This is a genomic window from Micromonospora sp. NPDC023888 (assembly GCF_040639415.1).
Classification (GTDB): domain Bacteria; phylum Actinomycetota; class Actinomycetes; order Mycobacteriales; family Micromonosporaceae; genus Micromonospora.
Genome location: NZ_JBEZZW010000010.1, coordinates 180651 through 207240 on the forward strand (window position 1 = coordinate 180651; position 26590 = coordinate 207240).

A 26590-nucleotide genomic window follows, 5' to 3' on the forward strand; every position below is an offset into this window, starting at 1 on the left:
TCCCGTCGCTTCGAGGGGGAGGCATAGCCTTGGCGCAATCGATTCGCCGCGCGATCGACCTCATCCGTCGATCGGCGGAGCACCCGCTGTCGCTCACCGAGGCGGCGGACGTGCTCGGCGTGCACAAGTCCACGGCCCTGCGCATCCTGCAGACACTGGAGTCCGCGCGCTTCGTCCGCAGGACCGGCGCGGGCACCTACGTGCTCGGCAGCGGGCTCATCGAGCTGTCCGAGCTGGCGCTCGGCTCGATGGACCTGCGGCAGTTCGCAGCCGCGCACCTGCGCGCACTACAGCGCGAGACCAGCCACACCGTGCACCTGGCACAACTCACCGGCGACGAGATCATCTACATCGACAAGGTGGACAGTCCGGCGTTCGACGCGGTCAAGCTGCCGTCGCGGGTGGGGCGGGCGGTGTCGATCTACGCGAGCGCCGTCGGCAAGACGATCCTGGCGTACCTGCCGGCGGAGGAACGCGACCGGCTGCTCTCCCACGTCGTCTTCGAGAGATTCACCGGCACCACCTTCGCCGACCACGAGTCCCTGGAAGCCGAACTCGTGCGCATCCGCGAGAACGGCTGGGCCACTGACAACGGCGAGCACGACGCCTACGTGATGTGCGTCGCAGCGCCGATCAGGGATTCCCGGGGCCAGGTCATCGCCGCCGCCTCGATCACGGCGATCGAGGTCATCGCCAGCCTCGACCAACTGAAGAGCAACCTACCGCGCCTGCTGGAGACCGCGAACAAGATCTCGGGCGAACTCGGCTACACACCTCCGTCCGCACCGAGCCCGGACGCTGCGCAGGACGGCGGATAACCGGGGACGTCGCTCAGCGTTCGGTCGACCCGGGCGCGGTCCACCACCACGTTTCCAGCAGCTTCGACTCCCCCAGCCCGTTGACCCTCTCGACCAGGGCGTCGTCGCCGCGGACGTATCCGGAAGTAGGAGCATCCAGGGCCGGCGGCAGGTGTACGGCGATGTCCATGCCGCCGGTCGGCCGTGCGGCGCTAAAGATCTCTCCGTCGTGCGCGGTAACGACCGCCCAGACGATGGACAGGCCGAGCCCGGCCCCGCGGGTGCCGTTGCCGGCACCCCGGACGAACGGCTCGAACAACCGCCGCTCCTCCTCGGGCGTGACCAGCGGGCCGGTGTTGACCACCCGCAGGAACGCGTGCCCGTTCGCGATGCCGGAGGTCACCGCGACGTGTCCGCCGGCGTGGTTGTAGCGCAGCGCGTTCTCCAGCAGGTTACCGGCCATCCGTTCCAGCAGCACCGGCTCGCCGCTCGCCGGCGCCGGCCGCAGGTCGGTACGGAGGGTGACGGCGCCGTTCGCCGCCCGGTCGACGCCGTCGGCGACGGTCGCGGCGACGTCGGCCAGGTCCACGGGCGTTCGGCGGGGCGGGCTGGCCTGGCTGCGGGCCAGGACCAGGAGTCCGTCGAGGGTGCGCTGGCTGGTTTCGACGGCGGTGGCGATGTCGCCGGCCATCGCGATGAGTTCGGCTCGGTCGGGTTCGCCGTCGAGGGTGACGTCGATGGCGGTGCGCATGGTGGTGAGCGGGGTGCGTAGTTCGTGCGCGGCGTTGGCGACGAACAGGCGATGGCTGTTGAGGAGCCGGTCGCGTTCGGTGATGCCGTGCTGGATGCGGTCCAGCATGCCGTTGATGGTGGCGGCCAGCGTGGCGAGTTCGTCGGCGGGCTGGCGGACGGGTATCCGTTCGGACAGGTTTTCCGCGGAGAGCCGGTTCGCGGTACCGGAGATCGTGCGGATGGGGCGCAGTATCCGCCCGGCCACCACCCAGCCGGTCAGCCCGGCCAGCGCGGTCACGACCAGCAGCGCCGGTGCGGCCTGGGTCAGCAGCTTGGACATCGCCTCGTCGATACGCAGCCGCAGGCGGTGAAACAGCAGCAGGTACGTCAGCGCCGTGAGCAGGAACCCGGCGGCCAGCACCAGGCCGGTGTACACGAGCGTGAGCCGGCTGCGGGCGGTCAGTCGCCGGATCATGGGGCGATCCGGTACCCGGCACCGGTCACGGTTTCGATCAGCTGTGGATCACCAAGCTTGCGGCGCAGGGTGCTGACGGTGATCCGCACGGCGTTGGTGAACGGGTCGGCGTGCTCGTCCCACACCTTGTCCAGCAGAGTCTCCGCGCTCACCACGGCGCCGTCGGCGGCGAGCAGCCGTTCCAGCACCCCGAACTCCTTCGGGGTCAGCGGCAGCAGCCGGCCATCCCGTTCGGCGGTGCGCCGGGCCGGATCGAGTTCGACATCCCGCGCGTGCAGCACCGGAGGGCGGGCCGGCGTGCTGCGCCGGGCCAGCGCACGCACCCGGGCGACCAACTCGGAGAACGCGAACGGTTTGCCCAGGTAGTCGTCGGCGCCCAGGGCCAGCCCGTCCACCCGGTCGGACACGGCACCGGACGCGGTGAGCATCAGCACCCGAGCGGTGCCGCGCTGCGCCAACAGCCGGCACACGGTGTCACCGTGCACCACCGGAAGGTCCCGGTCCAGGACCACCACGTCGTACGGGACGATGTCGCATTTATCCAGTGCCTGCTGACCGTCGTGTGCCACGTCCACGGCGCAGCCATGCTTGTTCAGCCCGGCCGCGATGTAGGTGGCCAGGGGTTTTTCGTCCTCGACCAGCAGCACCCGCATCCGCCCAGTATCCCCAGCACCGCATATGAGTGGCGTATGGGCCGGCGATCGGTTGACGATGCCCGGTCGTCGGTAGACCTGCATCGGTCCGTGTGTCGATCGGGAAGGACGTGATCATGGAATCGGCTTCACGTGGTGTCGACCGGCGGCGGCTGATCAGCTGGGGCGGATTGGCCGCCGCCGGCGCGGTGGCCGGAGTGCCGCTGATGGGTGCCGGGATCGGCTACGCCGGCTCGGCCCCGACCGGCTCGTCCGGGCACGACCGCATCCCGCCGGACACCCTGCCCGGCGGAGCCTACGACCGGTACGTGGCGCAACTGGCCACGGAGGGCAGGTTCTCCGGTGTGGTGCTGCTGTCGCACCGGGGGCGGACGGTGCTGTCCCGCAGTTACGGCATGGCCGACAAGGAGAAGGGGATCCGCAACCACGAGGGGATCGCGTTCAGCCTCAGTTCGGCGGGCAAGCCGTTCCACGCGGTGGCCGTGTTGCAGTTGGCGCAGCAGGGCAAGGTGCGGCTGACAGACCCGGTGGGCAGGTACCTGACGGGCTTTCCCAAGGACATCGCCGAGCAGGTGACCATCCACCACATGCTGGCCGGCAACTCCGGGATGAACACCCCGGCCGAGGACACGGAACGCGTCTTCCAGAGTCGGGAGGAGGTGCGCGAGTACTGCGAGCAGTGGGCCCGGCAGTCGAAGCTGGTGGCCCCCGTCGGCACTCCCACCGACCACGCCGGCGCCGAGGTCGCCATCCCCGCGTTGATCATCGAGGCCGTGACCGGCAAGACATACTGGGACTACGTCCAGGAGAACATCTTCCGGCGCTGCGGCATGACCGGCACGGGGTTCTACACCAGGCCCCAGTGGCTCACCGACAGGCACATCGCGCACCCCTACATGATGTTGGCCGACGGCAACCGGGTCGACGCCGTCCGCAACCTGGACAAGAGCAGCCCGTACCTGGCCGGCAAGAACCCGGGCCGCGCCTTCATCGATGCCCCGGGGGACGGCGGCTTCGCCACCGCGCCGGATCTGGTCCGGTTCGCGCACGCGCTGGGCGACGGCACGGTGCTGAACCGGCCCTGGGCCGACCTGCTCACCGCGGCCAAGATCCCCCACGGTCCGGCGTCGTTCGGGTCTTACACGATTCCGGTCCGCATCGTCAACGGTCAGTGGATGTTCGCGCGTGCCGGCGGCAACCCCGGTGTCGGCGCCAGCTGGAGCAGCTACCCGTACACCGGCTGGGTCGGGGTCATCCTCAGCAACAGCGACGGCGCGCCGCTGCAGGAGATGAGCCAACGGGAGATGCAGGCCGTCACCGGGGGTTCGCCCGACGGCGGCGGGCCGGGTGGGGGTGGCTGACGCGATCTCCTGACCTGTTCGTGGGTGGTTCACGCCCGGCAGCGGTTGGTTGGGCCAGCAGCCGTTCAGGGACGGCCTGGGTGGACGGACGGAAGCGGAGTTGGCGTGCTCAAAGACTGGCACTACTGGATCGGTACGTTCACCGGCGTGGTGGCGACCACGATGGCCGCACTGCCCTTGGCCGCGCTGGCGGTGTCGGCTCTGGCACGCCGCCGCAAAGCCACCGGCAGCACGCCGGCGTGGGCGTGGCGGATGTCGCTCGCCGAGGTCGGCATCGTCTACCTGACGGTGCCATGGGTATGGATGATCCTGTTGCCGGGCACCCGGGCCGGGACGAGCCTGGTACCGCTGCTGGATCTGCTCGCGATCCTCACCGACCGGGGGCCGGTGACGCTGACGGGCCAGGTCGTCGGCAACCTGCTGGTGTTCGCGGCACTGGGATTCTTCGCCCCACTGCGGTTCGCGGTGCTGGCGTCGGTGCCGCGGATCGTCGCGCTCGCGGCGGGCTGCTCGGTCCTGGTCGAGGCCGCGCAGTACGTCCTGCGGCTGGATCGGGTGTCGTCCGTGGACGACGTACTGCTCAACGCCGCCGGCGCCGGACTGGCCGCGCTGGCGTCACGCCGCTGGTGGCGCACTGCGAACCGAGCGTCGTCAGATCCATCTCGATCACCCATGGCAACGCGACGCTGAAGACCAGCGCCAAGATCAGACGTCGAGGGGGGTTAAGGCCGGCCTGACACCTCGCGCTCTCGTGCGGGAGCCGGTGGCGCCGCCGTGGAGGGTCACGCGGGGCCGCGTTCCCTCTGACCCGCTCGGCCGAGGTCTGGCGACCGCTTGAGCAGGACGACACCGCCCACGATGAAGATGATGCTGAGGACCAGCCCGGTGACGTTGCCCTGGGCCAGGGTCGCGAAGAGGCCCAGGAGGCCCACGATGACCGCCACGCCGCCGACAAGTCGCATGACGTAGCCGCCGACTGACTTGACTCGTTCATTCGCCATGGTGATTCTGTGCCCGACGGGCCGGTGCCACAAACACGGGATGGCGGCGGAGCGCTCAGGCGCCGCCGAGCCGGTGGTGCTCGTCGGTCTCCATGTCGATGAAGGCCTGGATCATGCCGCGGTAGATCCGCTCGATCAGGTCCGGATCCGCGCCGGCGTCGCCCGCGAGCGTGCGGACCCGGGCCACCACCTGCGCCACCCGGTCCGGCGCGCGGACCGCCTGCTTGTCGCTCTTGAGCGGGGCCGCCCGCCGGACCAGCGCCTCCCGGCGGGCGAGCAGCACGACGAGCGCCGCGTCCAACTCGTCGATCTGGGCGCGGATGTCGGTAAGCGCCGACGCGGTGTCTGTCATGCCGGAAATCGTCGCACGGCGGGAGCGGCTGCTCGGACCGTCTCCAACCGATCGAACGCCGAGAACGGCGGTGTCCCCGGCCGTCTGTCGGCCGGGGACACCGTCGAAGCGCTGGATCGGGTGCGACCTCAGGGGCAGTCGAACCAGCGGGTCTCCTCGCCGTCGCCGTAGTAGGCGTTCATCGGGCAGTTGTACCAGGTTCCGGTGGCGTGCGCGTAGATCTGCGCGTACTCCGGGTACCACTCGGAACCATTACTTCCCTTGTAGACACCGATGAAGTCCGGGCGTCCGATGTCGAACCACGAGAATGGCCCGAAATAGTCATTGCTGTTGCGCTCGAAGTTGTCGGCCGAGTTGTCGAGGTTGACGTAGCCGGGCGACTCGGCGACCGTGCCGTAGACCTTCATCTTCACTGTGGCGTCGGTGCCGGCACCGTTGATGTTCGCGGTGTGCACGAAGATCGTGTACCGCTGAACAGCGTTGACGCCCATGTCACCGGCCGCGGCGGCGCTGGCGGCGGTGCCGCCGAGCAACGCCGTCATCATCACGACGAGCGCGCCGGCAACTGCGATGGGAATTCGGAATCTCATGACTGACTTCCTCCTACTGGGAGCTGAGCACGATTACTGCGACGACTGTGGCAGCGCCTACTGCCGCGACGCTGACGTGGCGCTGAAAATGCCGGCACCGTCCGGTCTCCGACTGAGCCGTCCAGGCCGCCTGTTCGGTCGATAACCTGAGCCGAATCGTGTGGTTGAGGCGGGGGGCCCAATGCGAGTCAGGCTTCTTGGACCAGTCGACGTGACCACGGAGACGACCGTCCTCACGATTTCCGGACTCCGCCGCAAAGGCGTGCTCGCCGTGCTCGCCCTGCACCCGGGCGTCATCGTCAGCACCGACCGCCTGATCGACGTGATCTGGGCGGACCAGGCTCCCGCCACCGCCCCGAACAGCCTGCAGAGCCACGTGTCCTACCTGCGTCGTGTCCTCGGTGCCCGCGGCGCGATCGTGGGTCGCCCACCCGGCTACCTGCTGGATCTGCCCGGCGAGGCCACCGACGTCGAGGTGGCCGAGCGGCTGATCCGCGAGGGCACCCGGTCGACCGACCACGGACGGGCCCGCACGCTGCTGGCCGATGCCCTTGACCTGTGGCGGGGTCGTTCACTTGTCGATGTCGCAAGCCTCGACTGGCTGCACGCGCAGGCCGAACGCCTGGAACACCTCCGGTTGGTCGCCGTGCGCGCGCTCACCGACAACCGCCTGGCGCTCGGCGAGCACGCCCGACTCGTACCGGAGCTGGAGCTGTTGGCCCAGCACCATCCCCTCGACGAGCACATCCACGAACAACTCATGGTGGCGCTCTACCGCGCCGGCCGACAGTCCGACGCGCTCACGACGTACCGACGGTTGCGCCGCACCCTCCGCGACGACCTGGGCATCGAGCCGAGCCCGGCGTTGCGCGACCGGGAGCGCGCCATCCTGGCGCAGGACCCGGCGCTCGCCTGGTCGGCGCCGGCCGGCGAGGTGGTCACGGTCGCGGCCCGGAAGTCCGCGCCGGCCCAACTGCCCCCGGCGGTACGCGCCTTCGCCGGTCGTCACGACGAGTTGCGCTGGCTTGACGAACGGCTCGGCCGGTCGGGTGCGCCAAACCCACCCGGGGTGGTCATCTCGATCATTTCCGGGACACCGGGAGTCGGCAAGACGACGCTCGCCGTGCACTGGGCCCACCGGGTCGCCGACCACTTCCCGGACGGTCAGCTCTACGTCAACCTGCGGGGCTTCGATGCCGGTGGGGCGGTGCTGGACCCCGCCGACGCGATCCGGGGATTCCTGGACGCGCTCGGTGTGCCGGTGGAGCGCGTCCCGGCCGGCCTGTCCGCCCAGGCCGCGCTCTACCGCAGTCTGCTGACCGGCCGGCGGGTCCTCGTCCTGATCGACAACGCGCGCGACGCGGAGCAGGTCCGCCCGCTGCTGCCCGGCTCGGCCGGCTGCCTTGCCGTGGTGACCAGTCGCAACCAGCTCACCCCGCTCGTCGCCGGCGAGGGCGCCCAGCCGCTCGCTCTCGACCTGCTGCCCGCGTCCGAGGCCCGGGACCTGCTGGCCCGCCGGCTGGGCGGTCATCGGGTCGCCAGCGAGCCGGTCGCCGTCGATCAGATCATCGCGAGCTGCGCCCGGCTGCCCCTCGCGCTGGCCGTCGCCACCTCGCGGGCCGCCACCCGTCCCGGCTTCCCGCTGGCGGCCCTGGCTGGCGAGCTACGCGACGCGGCCGACGCGTTGGACGCCTTCGACGGCGGCGACCCGACCACCGACGTGCGCGCCGTCTTCTCGTGGTCGTACCGGGCGCTGAGCCCGGCGGCCGGTCGGATGTTCCGGCTGCTGGGCTTGCATCCCGGTCCGGACATCGCCGTGCCCGCCGCGGCCAGCCTGGCCGGCGTCCCGCTGCGCGAGGCCCGTGGGCTGTTGACCGAGCTGACCCGCACCCATCTGGTCATCGAACACGCGCCCGGCCGGTACGCCATCCACGATCTGCTGCGCGTCTACGCGACCGAGCTGACCCACGACCTCGACAGCGACGGCGAACGTCGGGCCGCCGTGCGCCGGGCGCTCGACTCGTACCTGCACATCGCGTACGCCGGTGCCCGGCTCCTGCAACCGTTCCGCGATCCGATCGACCCGGGCATCGTCGACCCGGGCGTCGCGGCGGTGACGCCGGCCGACGCCGGGCAGGCGATGGCCTGGTTCATCGCGGAGCATCCGGTGCTGCTCAACGCCGTGACCCGCGCGGCCGAGGACGGGCTGCACGCGCACGCGTGGCGGTTGGCCTGGACGATGGCCGACTTCTTCGACCGCAAGGGTCACTGGCAGGACTGGGCCGCGACCCACGAGACGGCGGCGACCGCCGCCGACCTGCTCGCCGACCGTTGGGCGGCCGCGAGCGTACGTCGTGGTCTGGGCCGTGCCCGCGCCCAACTGGGCCAGTTCACCGAGGCGCACGCCCAACTCCGACAGGCGACCCACCTGTACGCCCTCCTGGGCGACCTGACCGGCCAGGCGCACGTGGCCCGCAGCACCGCCTGGGTCTGTGCCCGGCAGGGGCGGCACCGGGAGGCCCTGGCCCACGCCCAGCACGCGCTGGCGTTGTTCGAAGCCGTCGGCGACCGCGCCCTCCAGGCCCGCGCCCTCAACTCGGTCGGCTGGCAGTACGCCCAACTCCGCGACCACGGTGCGGCCCTGCGGCACTGCCGGCGGGCGCTGCGCCTGGTACGCGAGGTGGGCGACCGGTTCGGTGAGGCCAACACCTGGGACAGCATCGGCTACGCCCACCACCACCTCGGCGACTACCGGCAGGCCACCGCCTGTTACCAGCGGGCGGTGGAGCTGTTCCGGGATCTCGGCGACCGCTACTACGAGGCCGACACGCTCACCCACGCCGGGGAGAGCCACCAGGCGGCGGGTGACCCGGAGGCCGCCCGGCTCGCCTGGGTGCGGGCGTTGGACATCCTCGGCGCGCTCGGCCACTCCGACGCCGACCGGCTCCGCGCCATGCTCCGCCACCACCCGCCCGTCCGACCCCCGACCCCGGCACCCTGCGCCTGACCCGGCCCGGCCGCAGGGCACCCGTCGGCCGCTGGCGGAGTGGGCTGCGACTCCGACACGGCGCCCGGTGCGTCAACGCCCGCAGGTTCGCGTGGATCCCGCGCCGGTGGCCGTTTTCAGCGCCCGTGCCGGGCGGCGTAGCGACGTGGGGGCTCGTATAGTTCCGACGGTGCAGAGGGCGAAGGTTCGGCAGGCGTACGGGTCCATCGCAGATCTCTACATCGACCTGTTCGGCACGAGCCAACAGGTCGACCCCGACGACCTCGCCTTCATCGGCCGACACCTGGCAGGTCAGCCCGGCACGGTGCTCGACCTCGGCTGCGGCCCCGGCCATCTCACCGGTTACCTTCGTTCGCTGGGCGTCGACGCCAGGGGGATCGACCTGGTCCCCGAGTTCGTCACCCACGCACAGGCGGCCCACCCGGGCGTCGAGTTCCAGCTCGGGTCGTTCGAACGCCTCGACGTCGCCACCGGCTCCATCGACGGCATCCTGGCCTGGTTCTCGACGATCCACCTGCCGCCAGCGGAGTTCGACGGGGTGCTCAGCGAGTTCCGGCGGGCAGTGGCCCCGGGTGGGCGGTTCGTGCTGGGCTTCTTCGACGCCGACGAGGTCGGTCCCTTCGACCACAAGGTGGTGACCGCCTACCGCTGGCCCCCCGACGAGGTCTCCGAGCGACTCAACCGGGCCGGCTTCCGGGAGGTCGCACGCCAACAGCGGCCCAGCGAAGGCGGTCAGCGGCCATATGCCGCTATCGCGGCCGTCGCGCAGGGCCGAGCCGGGTAGCCGGGACCGTCAGCGCGGTGGGTGTCGATCGGGTCGGTCGGCGCCGTCGACGAACGCCGCACGCGGTTCGAGATGCTGCCCCTGCGCGTACTCCGCGGCGAAGCCGGCCGCGCCGAGCGCCTCGACGGCGGCCGCCCGCACGGCCGCCAGGTCGGCCGCGTCATCGGGATCGGGCACCTGGCCCAGCGCCGCGAAGGCGGCGTCCGTGACGGCGACCAGCCGACCGGCCCGCGCGTGGTCACCGTGGGCCGACGCGAGCGCGGCGCCCGCCAGGCAGACGTACGGGACGAAGTCCGCCCAGCCGTTCCGGAAGACCCTCTCCCGACTCGCGGCGAACAACGTCCGTGCCGAGTCGAGATTGCCGAGACCCAACTCGCAGAACCCGAGGTTGTGGGTCTCCGAGTTGACGAGTCTGGGCTGGCCCAGAGCCTCGTTGAGCGCGATGCTGTCCTGGTAGAGCTGCCGAGCCCGGGTCAGGTCGCCGGACATCCGGGCCACGGCGGCCAGCACGTGGCGGGGTCGCTCCTCAAGACTCCGGTCGCCGGAGCGAAGAGCCACCCCGAGCGCCTGCCGAGCGCGCGCCTCCCCGCCAGGGAGGTCACCCGCACGGATGGCGACCCGGGCGAGGGCGTACCGGGCCTCCACCTCCCCCGACGGATCACCGGCCGCCCGCGCCCGGTCGATCTCGGCCTCGCTCATCCGCACCACCGCGTCGGTCTCGCCCCGGCGGAAGGCCGCGCGAACATCCTCGCTGAAACCCACGTCTGTCGTCCCTCCCGCTCCGGGCCGCGCCTCGATCCGTGCTGGCCTGGTCAAGTGCGCCGCCGCCGGCGTCGTGTCGTCGGCCAGGTCAGCCCGGGAAGCGAGTATGCCCTGGGCCGGTTTCCACAGCCGGGAAACCGGCCCCAGGCAGGTCGATTGTGTCGCTCGGCCGGTTGCGGCCGCGCCGACGGTCAGGCGGCGAGCTTGCCGGCGATCGTCACTACCCGCTGAGCCATGTGGTCGAGGGCGTTGAACTGCGCGTCGCCCAGCGGCGCGTCGTTGCTCCCGCCGGTGACGTGCGAGACGCCGTACGGGTTGCCGTCGGCGAACTTCACCGGGTCGGTGTAGCCGGGTGCGACGACCAGACCGCCGAAGTGGTGGATCGTGTTGTAGAGCGCCAGGAGCGTCGACTCCTGCCCACCGTGGGCGGTCATGGTCGCGGTGAAGCCGGCGTACACCTTGTTGGCCAGCAGGCCCTGCCCCCACTGCGGGCCGAGGGTGTCGAGGAACTGCTTGAGCTGGCTGGCGACGTTGCCGAACCGGGTGGGGCTGCCGAACAGCACCGCGTCGGCCCAGACGACGTCGTCGGCGGTCGCCTTCGCCTCGTTCTTCGTGGCGTCGAAGTGCTGGCTCCAGGCAGCGTTGGAGGCGATGGCCTCCTGCGGGGCAAGCTCCGGAACCTGGCGCAGCCGCACCTCGGCGCCGGCCTTCTCGCCGGCCTCGGCGAGCCGCTTGGCCATGGCGTGGACGGTGCCGGTCGAGGAGTAGTAGATGACGGCGAGCTTAGTCATCGGAGGGGTCCTTTCGTCGAGGTAGTTGCCGCCGATAAATTTGCGCCGGCAACAATCTGACTCTAGCAACGGCAGCGACCGGTTGCCACCGGACCCCGTCGCTCGACGCGTCCGCCCACGGTGAGGGCCTCAGATTGCGACAAACGGTGCTCGGCGGCGGAGAACCGGCGGCCCCTGGGGCAGGCCAGTGGCCGGTACGATCGGCCGCGTGGATCTGGACGTCACCGCCGACCGGCTCGGGGTACCCGTCGACGACGTCGACCGCGTGCACCGCCTGGCGAACGACCATCCGTCGGCCCCGCTTCCCGCCAAGGCCGACGCGCCCGCGATCCTGGACCGGCTCGCGGTACGGCCGGACGACGCCGCCGAGATCATGGCCGGCTGGCCCGACCCCGACTCACCATCGTGGACCCCGGAGTTGCGCTGGCTGCTCGACCGCTCGACCGCTCTGGTCCTCGCCGACCTCGGAGGCCACGCCTGGCTGCCGCCCGGTCCGGAGCTGCCGCGCGAACGAGGTCCGGCCTGGCGGCACCTCTACGTGTACGCGTACCTGGCCCTGGTCGACGTCGTCCGGGGATACCACCGCGACCACGGCATCACCGATGAGGTGTCCTGGGCGACCCTCGCGGACCTGGGCCGCAACCTCGCGATCGACAGGCGGATGCACCGCGAGGGTTGGCCGGTCATGCAGAGCTGGCTGACGTTGCACGCGCGCGGGGGCCTCTACGAGTTGGGCCGACTGCAGCACCAGCGCGGCGGCAGCGCCATCGACCTGCACATCCCCGAGGCGGGGCCGCTGACCCCGGAGGCCGTCGCGGCGTCGCTCGACCAGGCCCGCGCGTTCTTCCCACGCCACTTTCCCGACGAGCACTACACCGCGTTCGCCTGCGGCTCCTGGCTGCTCGACCCGCAGTTGCGGGAATACCTGCCCGAGGCCTCCAACATCATCCGGTTCCAGCAGCGCTTCGAGCTGGACCCCTACGAGGAACCGGAAGGGCTGGACGCCGATGTCGAGGTGCTGCGATTCGTGTTCCGCACCCTGACCACCCCACTCGACTCGTTGCCGCGCGACACCGTGCTCCGGCGTGCCGTCGTCGACCACCTGAAGGCCGGCCGCCACTGGCGCTGGCGCCGGGGCCGATTCCCGATCTAGCCAGACCACTGGCGACGGTGCCACCACGGGCCGCCCCGTTCGCGGCCCCTCAGCCGCACGCGTACCGCGCCGCACCGGTCGGCGGGCGTCCACGGCGGTGACCGGTGGGTCACTGCAGAATCTCGACGTACCCGTCGCTGCCATGTACGCGGATCCGCTGTCCGTCGGAGATCAGCCGGGTGGCGTCCACCACGCTGACGACAGCCGGCAGGCCATACTCCCGGGCGATCACCGCGCCGTGTGTCATCAATCCTCCGACCTCCGTCACCAGGCCTGCGATGGCGACGAAGAGAGGCGTCCAGCTCGGGTCCGTGTGCGCCGTGACGAGGATGTCACCCGGTTCGAGATGAGCCTGGGCGATGTCCAGGATGACGCGGGCGCGCCCTTCGACGGTCCCGGCGGAGACCGGCAGGCCGATCAGGGCGCCGGCCGGCGCGTCGTCGCGTCGGTACGCCCCGGTGAGGGCCTCGCCGTCGGAGGTCAGCACCCGGGGCGGCGTGAGCGCCTGGTACGACCGGAACGCGTCCTTGCGTTGCTGGATCAGCGTGTCGTCCACCACCTGCTTCGAGCGCACGACGTCGTGCAACTCCTGGAAGGTGAGGTAGAAGGCGTCCTCCCGCTCGCGGAGCACGTTGGCCCGCACGAGGCGCTCGGCCTCCCGCAGCAGGGCCTGCTTGTAGACGAAGTAGCGGCTGATGATGCCGTACTTCGGGTACTCCCGGTAGCCGACGAAGATCCGGACGCGGTCGATCATCCGCTTGGTCTCGTCGGCCTTCTGCTCCCCGTCCGGCAGTGCCCGCAGGCGCGTCAACACCTCCTGCGTCTTCTTCTCAGCCTCCTGCCGCCCCTGCTCGAAGCGCCGCTGGGCGGCGCCCGGCGCGAAGTTCGCGACGTTGTCGAGGAGCACGGGCAGGAGCGTGGCGGGGCGTTCGCGCCACCGCGGTCTCGTGATGTCGATCTCGCCGACGCAGCGCATGCCGTACCGGTCGAGGTAGGCCTCGATGGCGTCGCGCGCTTCGGTCCCGCCCGCGAGCTTCGGCAGCTCGTCCAGGAAGTCGTCGTCCTCGACGCCCCGCAGGAACTCCACCACCTCCGGGTACGGACGGATCACGTCCGCGACGTCGAGCAGCGCGAGCCCCATCTCCGAGGTGATGTTGCCGGGGGCGGACAGCGTGAGGGTGTCGGCGGCGTTCTTCTCGCCGAGCCACTCCGACAGCCGGTCGTTGAGCCACCAGGTGGCCTGCATCCCCGCCATGATCGCCTGCATGCTCAACGGATCGCCGAGATTCCGCTTGTGCTCCGCGAAGGCCTCCAGCAGGAAGTCGAACAGCGCTGGCCCGGTCAACGTGTCGATGTCGTGGCGCAGGGCGGCGATGGACGCCTCGCTGCGCTCGATCAGCCCGGTGACGATGGCCGGATCGTTCTCGATCGGGGTGGACGTCGCACCGCCCGGCGGCCTGACGGGCTCGCTGTCCGGCAGCGCCGGGACGAAGTCGGGGCGGTCGAGGACGGTCTCCAGCGCGTCCCGGGTCAGCGGATCGATCCGGCCGGCCATCTCCAGGAAGTTGGCACGGCTCGCCGGCGCGGCCAGCATCCGGGTCGCGTCGACGAACAGCCGGCCGCCGGCCTCGTGCATCGGCGCCATGGCCGTCAGCTGCCACATGGAGAGGCCCAGCGGCTTCATGGGATCGGTCATCATCTGCTGGTGGCCGACGGAGAGGTAGATGTGGTTTTCCTGGTCGGGGGCCGTGGGGATGGGGAAGAGCGTGGTGATCGGCCGGCTCTGCACGATCTGGAAGTCATCGTCGACCAGGCACCATTCGATGTCCTGCGGACAGCCGACCTGCGCCTCGATCCGCCGCCCGAGCCGCACGAGCCGCACGACCTGCGCATCCGTCAGCGCCGGCTGCTCCTGACGCTGCGGGTCGATCGGCACCTCCTGCGTTCCGCCACCCGGTACGGCGTGCACGGCGACCTGTTTGGCGGCGACCGCCCTGGCGACGACCGCACCGTCGCGCACCGTGAAGACGTCCGGGTTCACCCGGCCGGAGACCAGGGCCTCGCCGAGGCCGAAGCTGGCGTCCACCGTGGCGACCTTCCGGTTGCCGGTGACGGGGTCGGCCGTGAACAGGACACCGGCCGACCGCGGGAAGACCATCTGCTGCACGACCACGGCCATGCCGACCTTCCGGTGGTCGAAGCCGTTGCGCAGCCGGTAGGTCACGGCCCGCTCGGTGAACAGCGACGCCCAGCACCGACTGACGTGCGCGAGGATCGCCGCCGGGCCCAGGATGTTCAGGTAGGTGTCCTGCTGGCCCGCGAAGGAGGCCGTCGGCATGTCCTCCGCGGTCGCGCTGGAACGCACGGCGTAGGCGGACTGCTCGCCGTGCACGAGGAGCGCGCCGGTGATCGCCGCGGCGAGATCGTCGGGGATGGCGATCCCTTCGATGCGCTTGCGGACCTCGGCGCTGAGCGCGCCGATCGCCTCCCGGTCATCCGGCCTCAGGCGGGACAGTTGATCAAGCAGGCCGCCGATCGCCGGCCCTTCCGCCACGATCCGCCGGAAGGCAGCAGTGGTGACGCAGAATCCCGCAGGCACGCGGATGCCGTCGATCCGCGACAGCCCACCCAGGTTCGCGGCCTTGCCGCCGACGAGTGCGACACGGCTCTGGTCGACCTCTCGAAGATCCACAACGTACTGCTCGATCATCGCCGCACCTCCCGGGCCGCCGTGCTCCGTCGCATCGCGGCCGCCGAAAACGCCAGCAACCGCCGCGCCGATCTCATCCGCGGACCGCGGTGGCCGCGCCCCCCGTACAACGACAACACACCCACGTCGTACCCCCGTTTTTCGTCGGCGCCGTGTCCGGCCGCCGATTCTGCGCCACGACCCGGGTCTTGCCGCAAGCCCCCAGGTACGGTATAAGTTAGAAGTGGCAGGGAGTCTGATCTCCCTGCCTTTTGTTGTGGTCGCCCGTCGCAGGCTGAGGCCCCTCGTTACGCCGGCCCGGCCACCGACGCCAGGCGACCGACCCGAGGATGCTCAGCACCGCCGGTGCGAGCACCAGCCGGATGACGGTGACGTCGATGATGACCGCGGTCGCCAGACCGATACCGATCATCTTGATGCTGGTGTCCTGGATCGGCACGAAGGACAGGAACACCACAGTCATCACCGCCGCGGCGGCCGTGATCAGCCGACCCGTGCCGTCCACGCCGACGAGGATGGCGCCCTGGACGTCGTGGCCGCTGTCGTACTCCTCCTTGACGGCCGAGAGCAGGAACACCTCGTAGTCCATCGAGAGCCCGAAGAGGACCGCGAACAACAGCATCGGCACCATCGACATGATCGGCACGGGTTCGTCGATGCCGATCAGCGACAGGCCCCAGCCCCACTGGAAGATGACCACCAGGACGCCGAACGCCGCGCCGATCGACAGCAGCGCCAGCACCGCCGCCTTGATGGCGATCACGGGCGCCCGGAACATCGCGATCAGCAGCAGTGCCGCCACGACCAGCACGGCGAGCACCATCCAGGGCAGCCGACTGCCGACCGCGTCGGACAGGTCGGTGACGAAGGCGGTGGGACCGCCGACATAGATGCGCCCGTCCGTGCCCTGCTCGGCCGCCGGTGCCACGTCATCGCGGATGCGGTGCAACAGGTCACTGACCTCGGCGTCCTGCGGCGAGTGCCTGGGCACCACGGTGAGTAGCGCGAAGCCACCGTCCTGGCTCGGCTGGGCCGGGGTCACCACTGACACTTCCGGATCGGCCGAGAGGCCGCTGCTCAGCTTCTGCATCATCGCGTCGCCCTGCCCACCGCTCGGCAGGTCGGCAACGACCAGGAAAGGCGCGTTCCAGCCGGCGCCGAACTCCGCGGCAACCGTGTCGTACGCCTTGCGCTGGGTGAAGCTCGTCGGGGCGTTGCCGTCGTCGGGTGTGCCCAGCCGCAGGCTGAACATCGGGATCGTGAGCACGACGAGGACCAGCAGCGCACCGGCGGCGTACGCGTAGCGGTTCTTCGCGACGCGGTCCGCCCACCGGCCCCAGCCGCCGAGCGCCTGAGCCGCGCCGGGCTCTCCGGCGACCGGCGCGTCCTTGCGCCGACGGCCGATGCGGAGGGCGTTGACCTTCGGCCCCAGCAGCCCGAGCACCGCCGGCAGCAGCGTCAGTGCGGCGAGCATCGTCATGCTGACAGTCAACGCCGCGGCCACACCCATGCCGCCGATGAACGGGATGCCGGTGAGCAGCAGGCCGAGGATCGCCGCCACCACCGTGGCGCCGGCGAACAGCACCGCGTGGCCTGCTGTGGCGAGCGCCCGGCCGACGGCGTCGGCCTTCGGCATACCGGTCGAGAGGTAGTGCCGGAACCTCGTGACCACGAACAACGCGTAGTCGACACCCGCCCCCAGGCCGAGCATCACCGCCACGATCGGGGCGATGGCCGGGATGTCCATGCTGGTTCCGGCGATCAACACCAGTGCGGTGCCGGCCATCAGCCCGAGCACGGCAACCAGCACGGGCAGTCCGGCGGCGACCACCGAACCGAACGCGAGCAACAAAATGAGCAGCGCCGCTCCGACGCCGATGAGCTCGGAGCCGCTGGTCTCCGGGGTGGCAGCGAGATCCACCACCAGGCCACGGAACTCCACAGTCAGCCCGGCGGCACGAGCCCTGTCGGCAGCGGCGTCGAGCCGCTCGCTCTGCTCGGCGGTGAGGTCGCCGAGCTCCCTGTCGTACTGCACGGAGCTGATCGCGGTGCGGCCGTCGGCGCTGAGCTGACCGCCCCCCTCGGCCAGCGGGTCGGCGGCGGACCGGACATCCGGCTGGCCGGCGAAGTCCGCGACCACCGCGCGGATGGCGTCGGCCCGGGTCGGATCGCGCAGGGTGCCGCTGTCGCTGTGCCAGACGACGTCGGCGCTGGCGGCCCCGAGTTCGGCGAAGTGCTTCTGGGTGAGGTCCACGGCACGTTGCGACTCCGCGCCGGGAATGCGGAACTCGTTGACGAAGACGCCGCCGCTGGCCTGAGCCACACCGAGCAACGCGAGGACGCTCACGACCCAGGCCGCGATCGTGAGCCATGGGCGCCGGGCGGTGGTACGCCCCACCCGCTCAAGGGTTCTCTGCATGCCCACACGGTAAGTGCAGCGAGCGCATTATTGCAATGACTGCAACATCAGGGCTTGTAGGATGCAGCGATGACGGGCAACATGGGCCTTCGCGAGCGGAAGAAGGCGCGCACCAGGCAGGCGCTCGTCGACGCGGCGATCGCACTGTTCGCCAGCAAGGGATACGACGAGACCACAATCGCCGACGTGACAGCCGCCGCCGACGTCTCGCCCCGCACCTTCTTCGTCCACTTCGCCAGCAAAGAGGACGTCCTGTTCGACGATCCCCCGCTCAAGCTGGACCTCTTCACCGATGTGCTGGCGCACCCCGGTCCGGACGAGACCCCCGCGCAACTGCTGCTCCGGGCGTTCCGCTCGGTGCTCCACTCCGACACCGACCTCATGGGCCAGTCCGAGCGCATCCGCGCCGACCTGATCCTCCAGACACCGGCACTGCAGGCCGGTGCCGTACGCAAGGTGTTGGAGGGTCAACGCCAGCTCGTCCGAGCGCTGCTCGACGCGTATCCCGACACGTTGGACCCGGTAGCCGCCTCGGCGCTTGTCGGTGCCGTGGTGGGCACCCTGGTCGGCGCGATCACCGTGCTCTACTCCGACGCCGCGGTGGCGGCCCGGTTGGCCGCCGATCCGCAGCAGATGCGCGCCGAGCTGGAAACGGCCATCACGTCCACCTGGCAACACCTCGGCGGCACCGGCTGATCCACCTGCGCGAAACGCGATCGGGCGCCCCGTCGGGGCGCCCGAACCACTCCTGACCCGACGCCGATCGACTACTCGCGTACGCCCGAGACCGGGAAGCTGCCGAACATGCCGGCCTTCACCGTGCCGGCCATGGTGTTCTCGTCGACGACGGTCGTGAAGGTCAGAGTCACGTTGAACCTCGACATCTTCATCTTCCAGTGCAGGTCGGCGCCGGACACCGCGCCGTCAAGTACCTCGCTCGTCAGGCCGCTGTCGAGATTGGTGACGGTTCCCGTGACCCGGTCTCCGGCGGTCTGGAGGTCGAGCTGGAGCCGCTGCTTGCCCATCGGGCTGTCGGTCGTCAACTGCCACTTGCCCTCGGCGCTCATGCGACCCCTCCCCGAACCAGCGTGGATGTCCCCGCCCAGGGTAGGAATCCCGGCCGCCCTGGGAGCACCCCTACCTCACCCCTAATCCCGGCACCGGCCTGGAGCCGGACGGCGTCACGCACCCCGTGCGGTATGGCGCCGTCGGTAGGGGTGGCCCACCGCGGTAGGCCCGGCTAGGTTCGAAACGTCCGAAAGTACGTGCGGCAGGCGTCGATCACACCCGCGACCCTGACCGTGCCTGCGGCGCGCCGCCGGGTACGACGAGAAGGGTCCCGTGCTTGTGCTGCTGAGCTGGCTGCTCGCGTCGACAGACGAGAACCCGGATGCGATCCGGATCGACGACCGGGCGGCGTCGTGGGTGCAGTTGCGCCGGCTCGCCGCCGCGGTGGCCGACGACCTGCACGGTGTGGACCGTGTCGCTGTCGACGCGACTGCCAGCCTGCACACGGTGGTCGGTGTGGTCGGTGCGTTGCTGGCCGGGTCCACGGTCATCCCGGTGCCGCCGGACGCCGGCCCGCTGGAGCGCGAGCACATTCTGCGCGACTCGGCGCCCGGAGCGTTGCTCGTGCCGGCCGACGGTGAACGCCGGGAGGCACTCGACGGGCTACCGACCATCCCGATCGACCTCGGACGAGGATCGGACACCATCCGTCCGGAACCGGATCCGGCCGGCATCGCGCTGATTCTCTACACGAGTGGCACCACCGGCGCGCCGAAGGGCGTGATGGTCTCCCGCCGAGCCATCGCCGCCTGCCTCGACGGGCTCGCCGCGGCGTGGCAGTGGACGCCGGACGACCTGCTCGTCCACGGCCTGCCGCTGTTCCACGTGCACGGCCTGGTGCTCGGCGTGCTCGGCCCCCTGCGAGTGGGAAGCCGGCTGCACCACGTGGGCCAACCCCGACCCCAGCGGTACGCGGCAGCGGCCGGCTCCCTCTATTTCGGCGTCCCCACCATCTGGTCCCGGATCGCCGCCGACCCGACCTCGGCCCGGGCCCTCCGCGCCGCGCGGCTGCTGGTGTCGGGGAGCGCCGCCCTGCCCGCGACGGTCTTCACCGACCTGGCCGGGCTCACCGGCCACCAGACCGTCGAGCGCTACGGGATGACCGAAACGTTGATCACGGTGAGCGCCACCGCCGACGGTCCCCGCCGCCCCGGCGCGGTCGGTCTGCCGTTGCCGGGAGTACGCACCCGCGTGGTGGACGAGCAGGGCCGCTCGATGCCCACCGACGGGGTGGCGATGGGCGAGCTTGAGGTGTGCGGCCCGACCCTCTTCGACGGGTACCTGAACCGGCCCGACGCGGACGCGGCCACCCGCACCGGGGACGGATGGTTCCGCACCGGCGACGTGGCCACGATCGGCCCGGACGGCTGGCACCGCATCGTCGGCCGGGCCGCCACCGATCTGATCAAGAGCGGCGGTTATCGGATCGGCGCGGGTGAGGTGGAGGACGCGCTGCTGGCGCATCCCGGTGTCCGGGAGGCCGCGGTGGTGGGTACGCCGCACCCCGACCTCGGCCAGCAGGTGACGGCGTACGTCGTGGGTGACGGGGTCGACGAGGCGCAACTGATCGAGTTCGTGGCCCGACAGTTGTCGACACACAAACGGCCCCGACAGGTGCGCCTGCTCGAAGCCCTGCCCCGCAACGCGCTCGGCAAGGTGCAGAAGAGCCAGCTCAGGGCAGAGTGATCCGGCTGGGGCGCTCAGCGCGGCGGCCCACCGAGCGACACGCCGTTACCCACCGCCACCGCCGTGAGCAGCAGTCCACGGTCCACCATCCACCGCCCGGAGAAGCCCACGAGCGGGCCGGGCACCAGCAGACGCGCCTCGAACCGGCGGCCGACCGGGTCGAGTGACACGGCCGCGTCCTCGAAACCCAACCACCGGCGGGTCAACGGAAACCACGCCTTGTACACCGCCTCCTTGGCGCAGAACAGCAACCGGTCCCAGTGCACCGTCGGATCGTTCGCGCGGAGCTGGGCGATCAGGTCGCGCTCACCGGTGCCGGCGATGGCGTCCAGGATCCCGGTCGGCAGCGCCTCGTGCGGCTCGGCGTCGACACCCACCGCGCTCAGCAGCGTGGCGGGAGCGGCCACGGCGGCCCGGTATCCCGCACAGTGGGTGATGCTACCGACCACACCGTCCGGCCAGCGCGGTGCTCCTCGCTCCCCCGCCGTCAGCGGGACGGCGGGATGCCCGAGCTTCGCCAGCGCCTCCCGGGCACAACGCCGACCGGTCGCGAACTCGCGACGACGCGTGGCGACCGCCCGCGCGACCAACTGTTCCTCCTCCCGGAAGAGCGGGGCCGGCAGTTCGTCGTCGAAGGCCTCGGCCGTGGCCGCGCCGGGTGGCAGGATCCGCTCGATCACGGTGCCACCACGCGGACCAGGGCGCACCGGTTCACGCAAGGATCCTGTCGTGGTACGCCCGGACCAGCGCATCGGCGGCATCGGCCACCGCGAGCGTGCCGGCCGCCACCGCCGCGTCCACCCCGGCTGGCACCGGCACCGCTGCCAGTTCGTCCAGGACCGCATGCCGGGCCTGCACCCGGATCGCCTCGACGCTCTGTTCAGACCGACGCCGCGCCAGCTCGCCCGACTCGGTGCCAGACCGGTACCTGGCGGCCAGCCGGTCGGCGAGCTCGACCAGTCCGGTGCCGTCGAGGGCACTACAGGTGAGCACGGGCGGCACCGGCCGGCCGTCCCGGGGCAACAGCCGCAGCGTCCCCGCAAGCTGGCGCGCCGCGGCCTGGGCCGGCTTGTCGCGGTCGCCGTCCGCCTTGTTGATCACGATCAGATCGGCGCGCTCAAGCACGCCCATCTTGAGCCCCTGCAGGTCGTCGCCCGCGCCCACCAGTCCGACCAGGAGGAAGGTGTCGGCGATGGCAGCCACGGCGGTCTCCGACTGGCCGACGCCGACCGTCTCCACGAGCACGACGTCGTATCCGGCTGCCTCCACCACCGCCACCGCCGCCGAGGTGGCGCGGCCGAGGCCGCCGAGCCGCCCGGACGAGGGCGACCCCCGCAGGTACGCCTCCGGTGCCGCCGCCAACCGGGACATCCGGGTGGCGTCGCCCAGGATGCTGCCACCGGTGCGCTCCGACGACGGGTCGACGGCCAGCACCGCCACCCGGTGCCCGCGCTCGATCAGCAGGGCGCCGAGCGCGTCGATCAACGTGGACTTCCCGGCGCCGGGCACGCCGGAGACGCCGATCCGGTGGGCGCGCCCGCGGTGTGGGGCGAGCTGGCGCAGCAGTCTCCGCCCGTTGTCGCGGTCGGCCGGCAGCGTCGACTCCAGCATCGTGATGGCCCTGCCGATCGCGGCCCGTGAGCCGGCGAGGACCGCCTCCGCGCAGGCCTCCACACCGGTGCTCACCGGGTGCCGCCAGCGCGATCGTCCAGGATGGCGAGCAACTTCTGAGCGGCTTGTGCGATCACCGTCCCGGAACCGAAGATCGCGGCCGCGCCGGCCGAGCGCAGCGCATCGTGGTCGCCCGGTGGGATGACCCCGCCGATCACCACGAGGATGTCGCCGCGGCCCATCGCCACCAGCTCGGCCCGCAGCTCGGGCAGCAGACTGAGGTGGCCGCCGGCGAGCGAACTCACCCCGACCATGTGCACGTCGGCGTCGACCGCCTGAGTGGCGACCTCACGCGGCGTCTGGAACAGGGGCCCGACGTCCACGTCGAAACCCAGATCGGCGAGTGCCCCGGCGACGACCTTCTGTCCACGATCGTGTCCATCCTGCCCGATCTTGGCGACGAGGATCCGGGGCCGGCGGCCGTGTCCGACGGCGAACGCGGAGACCGCCGCCCGGGCGTCCCGGACCGCGCTGTCGTCGCCGCTCTCCCGCTGGTAGACACCGGACACCGTCTGGACGGTGGCGACATGCCTGCCGTACACGCGCTCCAGCGCGGCCGACATCTCCCCCACCGTCGCGCCGGCCCGCGCCGCCTCCACGGCACAGTGCAGCAGGTTACCCGGTCCGGTGGCGCTGGACGGGCCGGCCGCGGCCACCACCATCGCCTCCAGGGCGGCGGCGCAGGCAGCCTCGTCCCGGACTTCCCGCAGCTGGCGCAGACGCTCGGTCTGGGCCCGCAGCACCGCGGCGTTGTCCACCTTCAGCACCTCGATCCGCTCCCCTTCGGGCGCGGGAAAGACGTTGAGGCCAACCACCGGGCGGCGACGCGCGTCGATCCGGGCCTGCGTCCGCGCCGCGGTCTCCTCGATCCGCATCTTCGGCAGTCCCTGCCCGATTGCCTGGATCATGCCGCCGGCCGCTTCGATCTCGGCGAGATGCGTACGGGCCCGGGCGATCAGGCCCGCGGTCAGGTGCTCGACATACCCGCTGCCGCCCCACGGATCGATGACGCGGGTGGTGCCGGCCTCATCGCGCAGCAGGAGCTGGGTGTCCCGGGCGATCCGGGCGGAGAAATCGGTAGGCAGGGCGAGCGCCTCGTCGAAGGCGTTCGTGTGCAGCGACTGGGTGTGCCCCTGGGTGGCCGCCATCGCCTCCACAGCGGTGCGTACCACGTTGTTCAGGACGTCGTGCGCGGTGAGTGACCAGCCCGAGGTCTGACAGTGCGCACGCAGGCTCAGCGATTTGTGGCTGTGCGCCCCGAAACCGGACACCAGCTCGGACCAGAGCACCCGGCCGGCCCGCAGCTTGGCGACCTCCATGAAGAAGTTCATGCCGACCGCCCAGAAGAACGACAGCCGCTGGGCGACCTTGTCGATGTCCAGGCCGGCGTCGCGGGCCGCCCGCAGGTACTCGAGGCCGTTCGCCAACGTGTAGGCGAGCTCCAGATCCGCTGTGGCTCCGGCCTCGTGCATGTGATAGCCGGAGATGGAGATCGAGTTGAATCGGGGCATCCGGGCTGCCGTCCAGGCGAGGATGTCGGCCACGATCCGCATCGACGGCGCCGGCGGATAGATGTAGGTGTTGCGGACCATGAACTCCTTGAGAATGTCGTTCTGGATGGTCCCGCTGAGCTTCTCCGGGGGAATCCCCTGCTCCTCCGCCGCGACGATGTAGAGCGCCAGGATCGGGAGCACGGCCCCGTTCATGGTCATCGACACGCTCGTCCGGTCGAGCGGGATGCCGTCGAAGAGGATGCGCATGTCCAGGAGGGAATCGATGGCGACGCCGGCCATCCCGACGTCGCCGCGCGCCCGGGGATGGTCGGAGTCGTAGCCGCGGTGCGTGGGCAGGTCGAAGGCGATCGACAGACCGGTCTGCCCGGCCGCCAGGTTGCGGCGGTAGAAGGCGTTGGACTCCTCGGCGGTGGAGAAACCGGCGTACTGGCGGATCGTCCACGGCTGGGTGGTGTACATGGTCGGGTAGGGGCCGCGGAGGAAGGGCGGCGCGCCGGGCACGCCGCCGCCGACGCCGCCGACGGTGTACCGGTGCCGTAGCGGGATGCCTTCGAGCGTGTCACCGGCACTGCTCTGGCTGGTGATCAGGGCCGGTTCGGGCTCGCCGAACTCAAGGTCGCCGAAGTCCGGGATCATTGTGGCGCTCCCGCCTGGTCCAGCATCGCCGCGAGCACGGCCACCGCGTCGCAGCCCGGGTAGATGAGGCCGTCCGCGATCACGCCGGCCGTCGGAGGGGCGACGGCCCAGAGGTGTACCCCCGGACGGCGCAGTCGCTCGGGGATCGGGTCGCCGTCCAGCCCGCAGACACACACCACAGTCGCGGTGGACACCTCCTCGGTGGTGCGCAGGCCGGCGAGTTGGAGGACCCGCTCGACGATCGCGGTGTCGGCGGCCGCTGCCGGTGAGTCGAGCACCACCAGGCCGATCGGGGACACCTTGCCGTCCGCGGCGCGGTCGCGCAGCCGCTCGAACTCCACCGCGTGCCGACCTTCCGTGAGGGTCGCGGGTGGGTCCTCGTCGAGAGCGGGAAACTCGGTGACGCCGACGATCGGGCGGCGCAGGCGGCGGACGTCGGCTCGGCGCCGCTGCGCGGCCTGGGCCAGTTCGTCGGCGACCGTGCCGTCGGCGACGGAGGCCACCATTCCGCCGTTGCGCTCGATAGCGCGGAATCGGTCCCAGGCGGCGAGTGCCAGGTCACGGGTGAGGTGCTCGGCGTACCAGGAGCCGGCAGCCGGGTCCTCGACGCGCCCAACCTCGGTCTCCAGCCGCAGCACAGCGTGAGTCGTGCGAGCCAGCCGCCGGGCGTCCGCGCCGGACGGGCCGCGGCACGCGTCATGGGGCAGAACGGTCACCGCGTCCGCCCCACCCACGACAGCGGCGAACGCGGCCACTGTGGACCGGACGATGTTCGTCCACGGAGCGCGGGCGGTCATCATCGGCCGGGAGGTGACCGCGTGTTGACGTTGGCGCAGCGGTCCGGCGACTCCGGCAGCCCTGGCCACCCGGGTCCAGAGGAGCTGAGCGGCGCGGAGCTTGGCGATGGCCTGCCACTGGTCGCAGCCCACCGCGTAGCGGAACTCGATCTGACCCATGGCGGTCCGCACGTCGAGGCCCGCGGCGGTCAACTCGCGAAGGTAGGTGACTCCCGCGGCCAGCGCGTAGGCCAGCTCCAGCACGTCTGGCGCACCGGCATCGTGGTAGACGCTGGCGTCCACGGTGGCGGCCCGCAGCGGCGGGTGCTCGTCGACACAGCGGCGGGCGAGCCGGGTCAGCGGCGCCATCCGGGGTGACCGATTGGTGCGGATCGCCAGCCCCAGTGGGTCGGCACCGAGGTTTCCGCACAGTGGCACCGGGCGGTCCCGCAGTTGGCGCAGGAGCGCGTCGGCGGCCACCTCGGTCTGCGGGCCGGCGTCGAGCACCAGGCAGAGGCCACTCGACAGGACCGCGGGCGGCACGTCCTCGCCGACGAGCCAGAGCGAGGTCGTCCCCCCGGCCACCTCGTCGGCCAGATCGGCCTCGTCAGTGAGTTGCTGGCGGACGTCCCACGGGCCCGGGGCGGGGTGCACCTCCGGCACCGCGGGACCGTCCACGTACAGCGGTGCGATCGTGACGCCGTCGTCGGTGGTCGTGCTGAGGATGCGGTCGACGTCGGCCGCGTCGACGACCTTTCCGGTCCTGCGGAGCACCGGCAGGGCCAGCTCGCGCCAGAGATCCAGGGTCGCCGGGCTTTCCGTGGTGACTGACACTACTGCGCCTCCTTCGTGGTCCAGGTGTCGGCCTGCTGAAGTAGCTCGTTCAGCAGTTGCTCAGGGCTCGCGTCGACGGCTGCGTCCCGCAGTTGCTTCTGGACGAGGTCGCCGTAGCTGGGTCGGTGGACGTTTCGAAGGACGCCGATCGGGGTGGTGCCCAGGTCGGAGCCGGAGAGTCGGGTGAGGGCGAAGGCGTAGGCCGGATCCTCGACGGTGGCGTCGTGGACGATGGCCCGACCACCTTCCTGGACCTTGAGGCCGAAGCCGCCGTCCGGCTGCACGACAGAAAACTGTCGTTCGGCGCCGAACGTGATCGGCTGGCCGTGCTCCAGGCGGATCAGATGGTCGTCGCGACTGGTCGGATCCTTGATCAGCTCGAAGGCACCATCGTTGAAGATGTTGCAGTTCTGGTAGATCTCGACGAGGGCGCTGCCCTGATGCTCGGCGGCGGCGCGGAGCACCGTCTGAAGGTGCTTACGGTCGGAGTCGATGGTGCGCGCCACGAACGTGGCCTCGGCCCCCAACGCCAACGAGAGCGGGTTGAACGGTGGGTCCGCCGAACCGGCCGGTGTCGACTTGGTGATCTTCCCGAGTTCGGAGGTCGGAGAATACTGGCCCTTGGTCAGACCGTAGATCCGGTTGTTGAACAGCAGGATCTTGAGGTTGACGTTGCGGCGGAGTGCGTGGATCAGGTGGTTGCCGCCGATGGAGAGCGCGTCGCCGTCGCCGGTGACCACCCAGACCGACAGGTCCGGCCGGGACACCGACAGGCCGGTCGCGATCGCCGGGGCGCGGCCGTGGATCGAGTGCATCCC

23 protein-coding genes are annotated in these 26590 nt (G+C 71.1%); 8 read left to right on the forward strand and 15 right to left on the reverse strand.

All coding sequences use genetic code 11. From position 1 onward, the window contains the following. Positions 1-29: 29 nt before the first annotated feature. Positions 30-818: an IclR family transcriptional regulator gene (locus AB0F61_RS12150; RefSeq protein WP_357807557.1), complete on the forward strand. Its 789-nt coding sequence runs from the start codon at positions 30-32 to the stop codon at positions 816-818. Between the two features lie 13 nt (positions 819-831). Here the strand turns inward: AB0F61_RS12150 and AB0F61_RS12155 are convergent, their stop codons facing one another. Together AB0F61_RS12155 and AB0F61_RS12160 are read right to left on the reverse strand one after the other, a co-directional pair. Beyond that, positions 832-2004 carry a HAMP domain-containing sensor histidine kinase gene (locus AB0F61_RS12155; protein WP_357807559.1) on the reverse strand — a complete coding sequence of 391 codons (1173 nt, stop codon included), beginning with the start codon at positions 2002-2004 and terminating at the stop codon, positions 832-834. Then, entirely contained in the window at positions 2001-2657 is a 657-nt protein-coding gene (locus tag AB0F61_RS12160; RefSeq protein ID WP_357807562.1) for a response regulator transcription factor, read from the reverse strand. The genes AB0F61_RS12155 and AB0F61_RS12160 overlap by 4 nt, the downstream gene beginning before the upstream one ends. Positions 2658-2773: 116 nt before the next feature. Here AB0F61_RS12160 and AB0F61_RS12165 point away from each other — a divergent pair, with 116 nt between their 5' ends. Beyond that, a complete protein-coding gene (locus AB0F61_RS12165) occupies positions 2774-4018 on the forward strand; it encodes a serine hydrolase domain-containing protein (protein ID WP_357807564.1) in 1245 nt (414 codons plus the stop codon). A 105-nt stretch (positions 4019-4123) separates the two neighbouring features. Further along, on the forward strand, positions 4124-4708 hold the full coding sequence (locus AB0F61_RS12170; protein WP_357807567.1) for a VanZ family protein: 585 nt from the start codon (positions 4124-4126) through the stop codon (positions 4706-4708). A 92-nt stretch (positions 4709-4800) separates the two neighbouring features. Here AB0F61_RS12170 and AB0F61_RS12175 read toward each other — a convergent pair whose 3' ends face one another. The 3 genes from AB0F61_RS12175 to AB0F61_RS12185 all read right to left on the reverse strand — a co-directional run bounded on the left by AB0F61_RS12175 (position 4801) and on the right by AB0F61_RS12185 (position 5961). Next, complete coding sequence (locus AB0F61_RS12175; RefSeq protein ID WP_357807570.1) at positions 4801-5019, reverse strand: hypothetical protein; 219 nt, start codon at positions 5017-5019, stop codon at positions 4801-4803. A 55-nt stretch (positions 5020-5074) separates the two neighbouring features. Next, positions 5075-5371 carry a chorismate mutase gene (locus AB0F61_RS12180; RefSeq protein WP_357807572.1) on the reverse strand — a complete coding sequence of 99 codons (297 nt, stop codon included), beginning with the start codon at positions 5369-5371 and terminating at the stop codon, positions 5075-5077. Positions 5372-5499: 128 nt separating this feature from the next. Beyond that, positions 5500-5961: a PLAT/LH2 domain-containing protein gene (locus tag AB0F61_RS12185; protein WP_357807574.1), complete on the reverse strand. Its 462-nt coding sequence runs from the start codon at positions 5959-5961 to the stop codon at positions 5500-5502. Between the two features lie 211 nt (positions 5962-6172). On the opposite strand from AB0F61_RS12185, the gene AB0F61_RS12190 reads away from it, so the two are divergent. Together AB0F61_RS12190 and AB0F61_RS12195 are read left to right on the forward strand one after the other, a co-directional pair. Continuing rightward, a complete protein-coding gene (locus tag AB0F61_RS12190) occupies positions 6173-8968 on the forward strand; it encodes a BTAD domain-containing putative transcriptional regulator (RefSeq protein ID WP_357807576.1) in 2796 nt (931 codons plus the stop codon). 169 nt (positions 8969-9137) lie between these two features. Next, positions 9138-9752: a class I SAM-dependent methyltransferase gene (locus AB0F61_RS12195; protein WP_357807579.1), complete on the forward strand. Its 615-nt coding sequence runs from the start codon at positions 9138-9140 to the stop codon at positions 9750-9752. 9 nt (positions 9753-9761) lie between these two features. Here the strand turns inward: AB0F61_RS12195 and AB0F61_RS12200 are convergent, their stop codons facing one another. Then, on the reverse strand, positions 9762-10514 hold the full coding sequence (locus AB0F61_RS12200) for a tetratricopeptide repeat protein (protein WP_357807581.1): 753 nt from the start codon (positions 10512-10514) through the stop codon (positions 9762-9764). A 191-nt stretch (positions 10515-10705) separates the two neighbouring features. Continuing rightward, complete coding sequence (gene wrbA, locus AB0F61_RS12205) at positions 10706-11305, reverse strand: NAD(P)H:quinone oxidoreductase (protein ID WP_357807584.1); 600 nt, start codon at positions 11303-11305, stop codon at positions 10706-10708. Positions 11306-11513: 208 nt separating this feature from the next. Between wrbA and AB0F61_RS12210 the strand changes: the two genes are divergently transcribed. Continuing rightward, positions 11514-12458, forward strand: coding sequence for an acyltransferase domain-containing protein (locus AB0F61_RS12210; protein ID WP_357807587.1), 945 nt, complete (start codon positions 11514-11516; stop codon positions 12456-12458). Positions 12459-12567: 109 nt separating this feature from the next. Here the strand turns inward: AB0F61_RS12210 and rph are convergent, their stop codons facing one another. Beyond that, positions 12568-15168 (reverse strand): rifamycin-inactivating phosphotransferase, encoded by a 2601-nt coding sequence (gene rph / locus AB0F61_RS12215; RefSeq protein WP_357807589.1) that lies wholly within the window; start codon positions 15166-15168, stop codon positions 12568-12570. 217 nt (positions 15169-15385) lie between these two features. Then, the gene (locus AB0F61_RS12220; RefSeq protein ID WP_357807592.1) at positions 15386-17587 is read right to left on the reverse strand and encodes an MMPL family transporter; all 2202 of its coding nucleotides are present in this window, start codon (positions 17585-17587) and stop codon (positions 15386-15388) included. A gap of 69 nt (positions 17588-17656) precedes the next feature. Between AB0F61_RS12220 and AB0F61_RS12225 the strand changes: the two genes are divergently transcribed. After that, entirely contained in the window at positions 17657-18283 is a 627-nt protein-coding gene (locus AB0F61_RS12225; protein ID WP_357807595.1) for a TetR/AcrR family transcriptional regulator, read from the forward strand. 71 nt (positions 18284-18354) lie between these two features. Here AB0F61_RS12225 and AB0F61_RS12230 read toward each other — a convergent pair whose 3' ends face one another. Continuing rightward, on the reverse strand, positions 18355-18654 hold the full coding sequence (locus AB0F61_RS12230) for a hypothetical protein (protein ID WP_357807598.1): 300 nt from the start codon (positions 18652-18654) through the stop codon (positions 18355-18357). Between the two features lie 274 nt (positions 18655-18928). Here AB0F61_RS12230 and AB0F61_RS12235 point away from each other — a divergent pair, with 274 nt between their 5' ends. Further along, positions 18929-20341, forward strand: coding sequence for an acyl-CoA synthetase (locus AB0F61_RS12235; RefSeq protein ID WP_357807601.1), 1413 nt, complete (start codon positions 18929-18931; stop codon positions 20339-20341). 14 nt (positions 20342-20355) lie between these two features. On the opposite strand, the gene AB0F61_RS12240 is transcribed toward AB0F61_RS12235, so the two are convergent. The 5 genes from AB0F61_RS12240 to AB0F61_RS12260 all read right to left on the reverse strand — a co-directional run. After that, on the reverse strand, positions 20356-21021 hold the full coding sequence (locus AB0F61_RS12240; RefSeq protein ID WP_357807604.1) for a 4'-phosphopantetheinyl transferase superfamily protein: 666 nt from the start codon (positions 21019-21021) through the stop codon (positions 20356-20358). Positions 21022-21052: 31 nt separating this feature from the next. Further along, entirely contained in the window at positions 21053-22027 is a 975-nt protein-coding gene (gene meaB, locus AB0F61_RS12245) for a methylmalonyl Co-A mutase-associated GTPase MeaB (RefSeq protein WP_357807606.1), read from the reverse strand. Then, on the reverse strand, positions 22024-24162 hold the full coding sequence (gene scpA, locus AB0F61_RS12250; protein WP_357807609.1) for a methylmalonyl-CoA mutase: 2139 nt from the start codon (positions 24160-24162) through the stop codon (positions 22024-22026). Before scpA ends, meaB begins: the two co-directional genes overlap by 4 nt. After that, entirely contained in the window at positions 24159-25772 is a 1614-nt protein-coding gene (locus AB0F61_RS12255; RefSeq protein WP_357807612.1) for a methylmalonyl-CoA mutase family protein, read from the reverse strand. Before AB0F61_RS12255 ends, scpA begins: the two co-directional genes overlap by 4 nt. Further along, a partial coding sequence (locus AB0F61_RS12260) for a 2-oxoacid:ferredoxin oxidoreductase subunit beta (RefSeq protein ID WP_357807615.1) occupies positions 25772-26590 on the reverse strand: 819 nt, incomplete at its 5' end. The genes AB0F61_RS12260 and AB0F61_RS12255, both read right to left, overlap by 1 nt.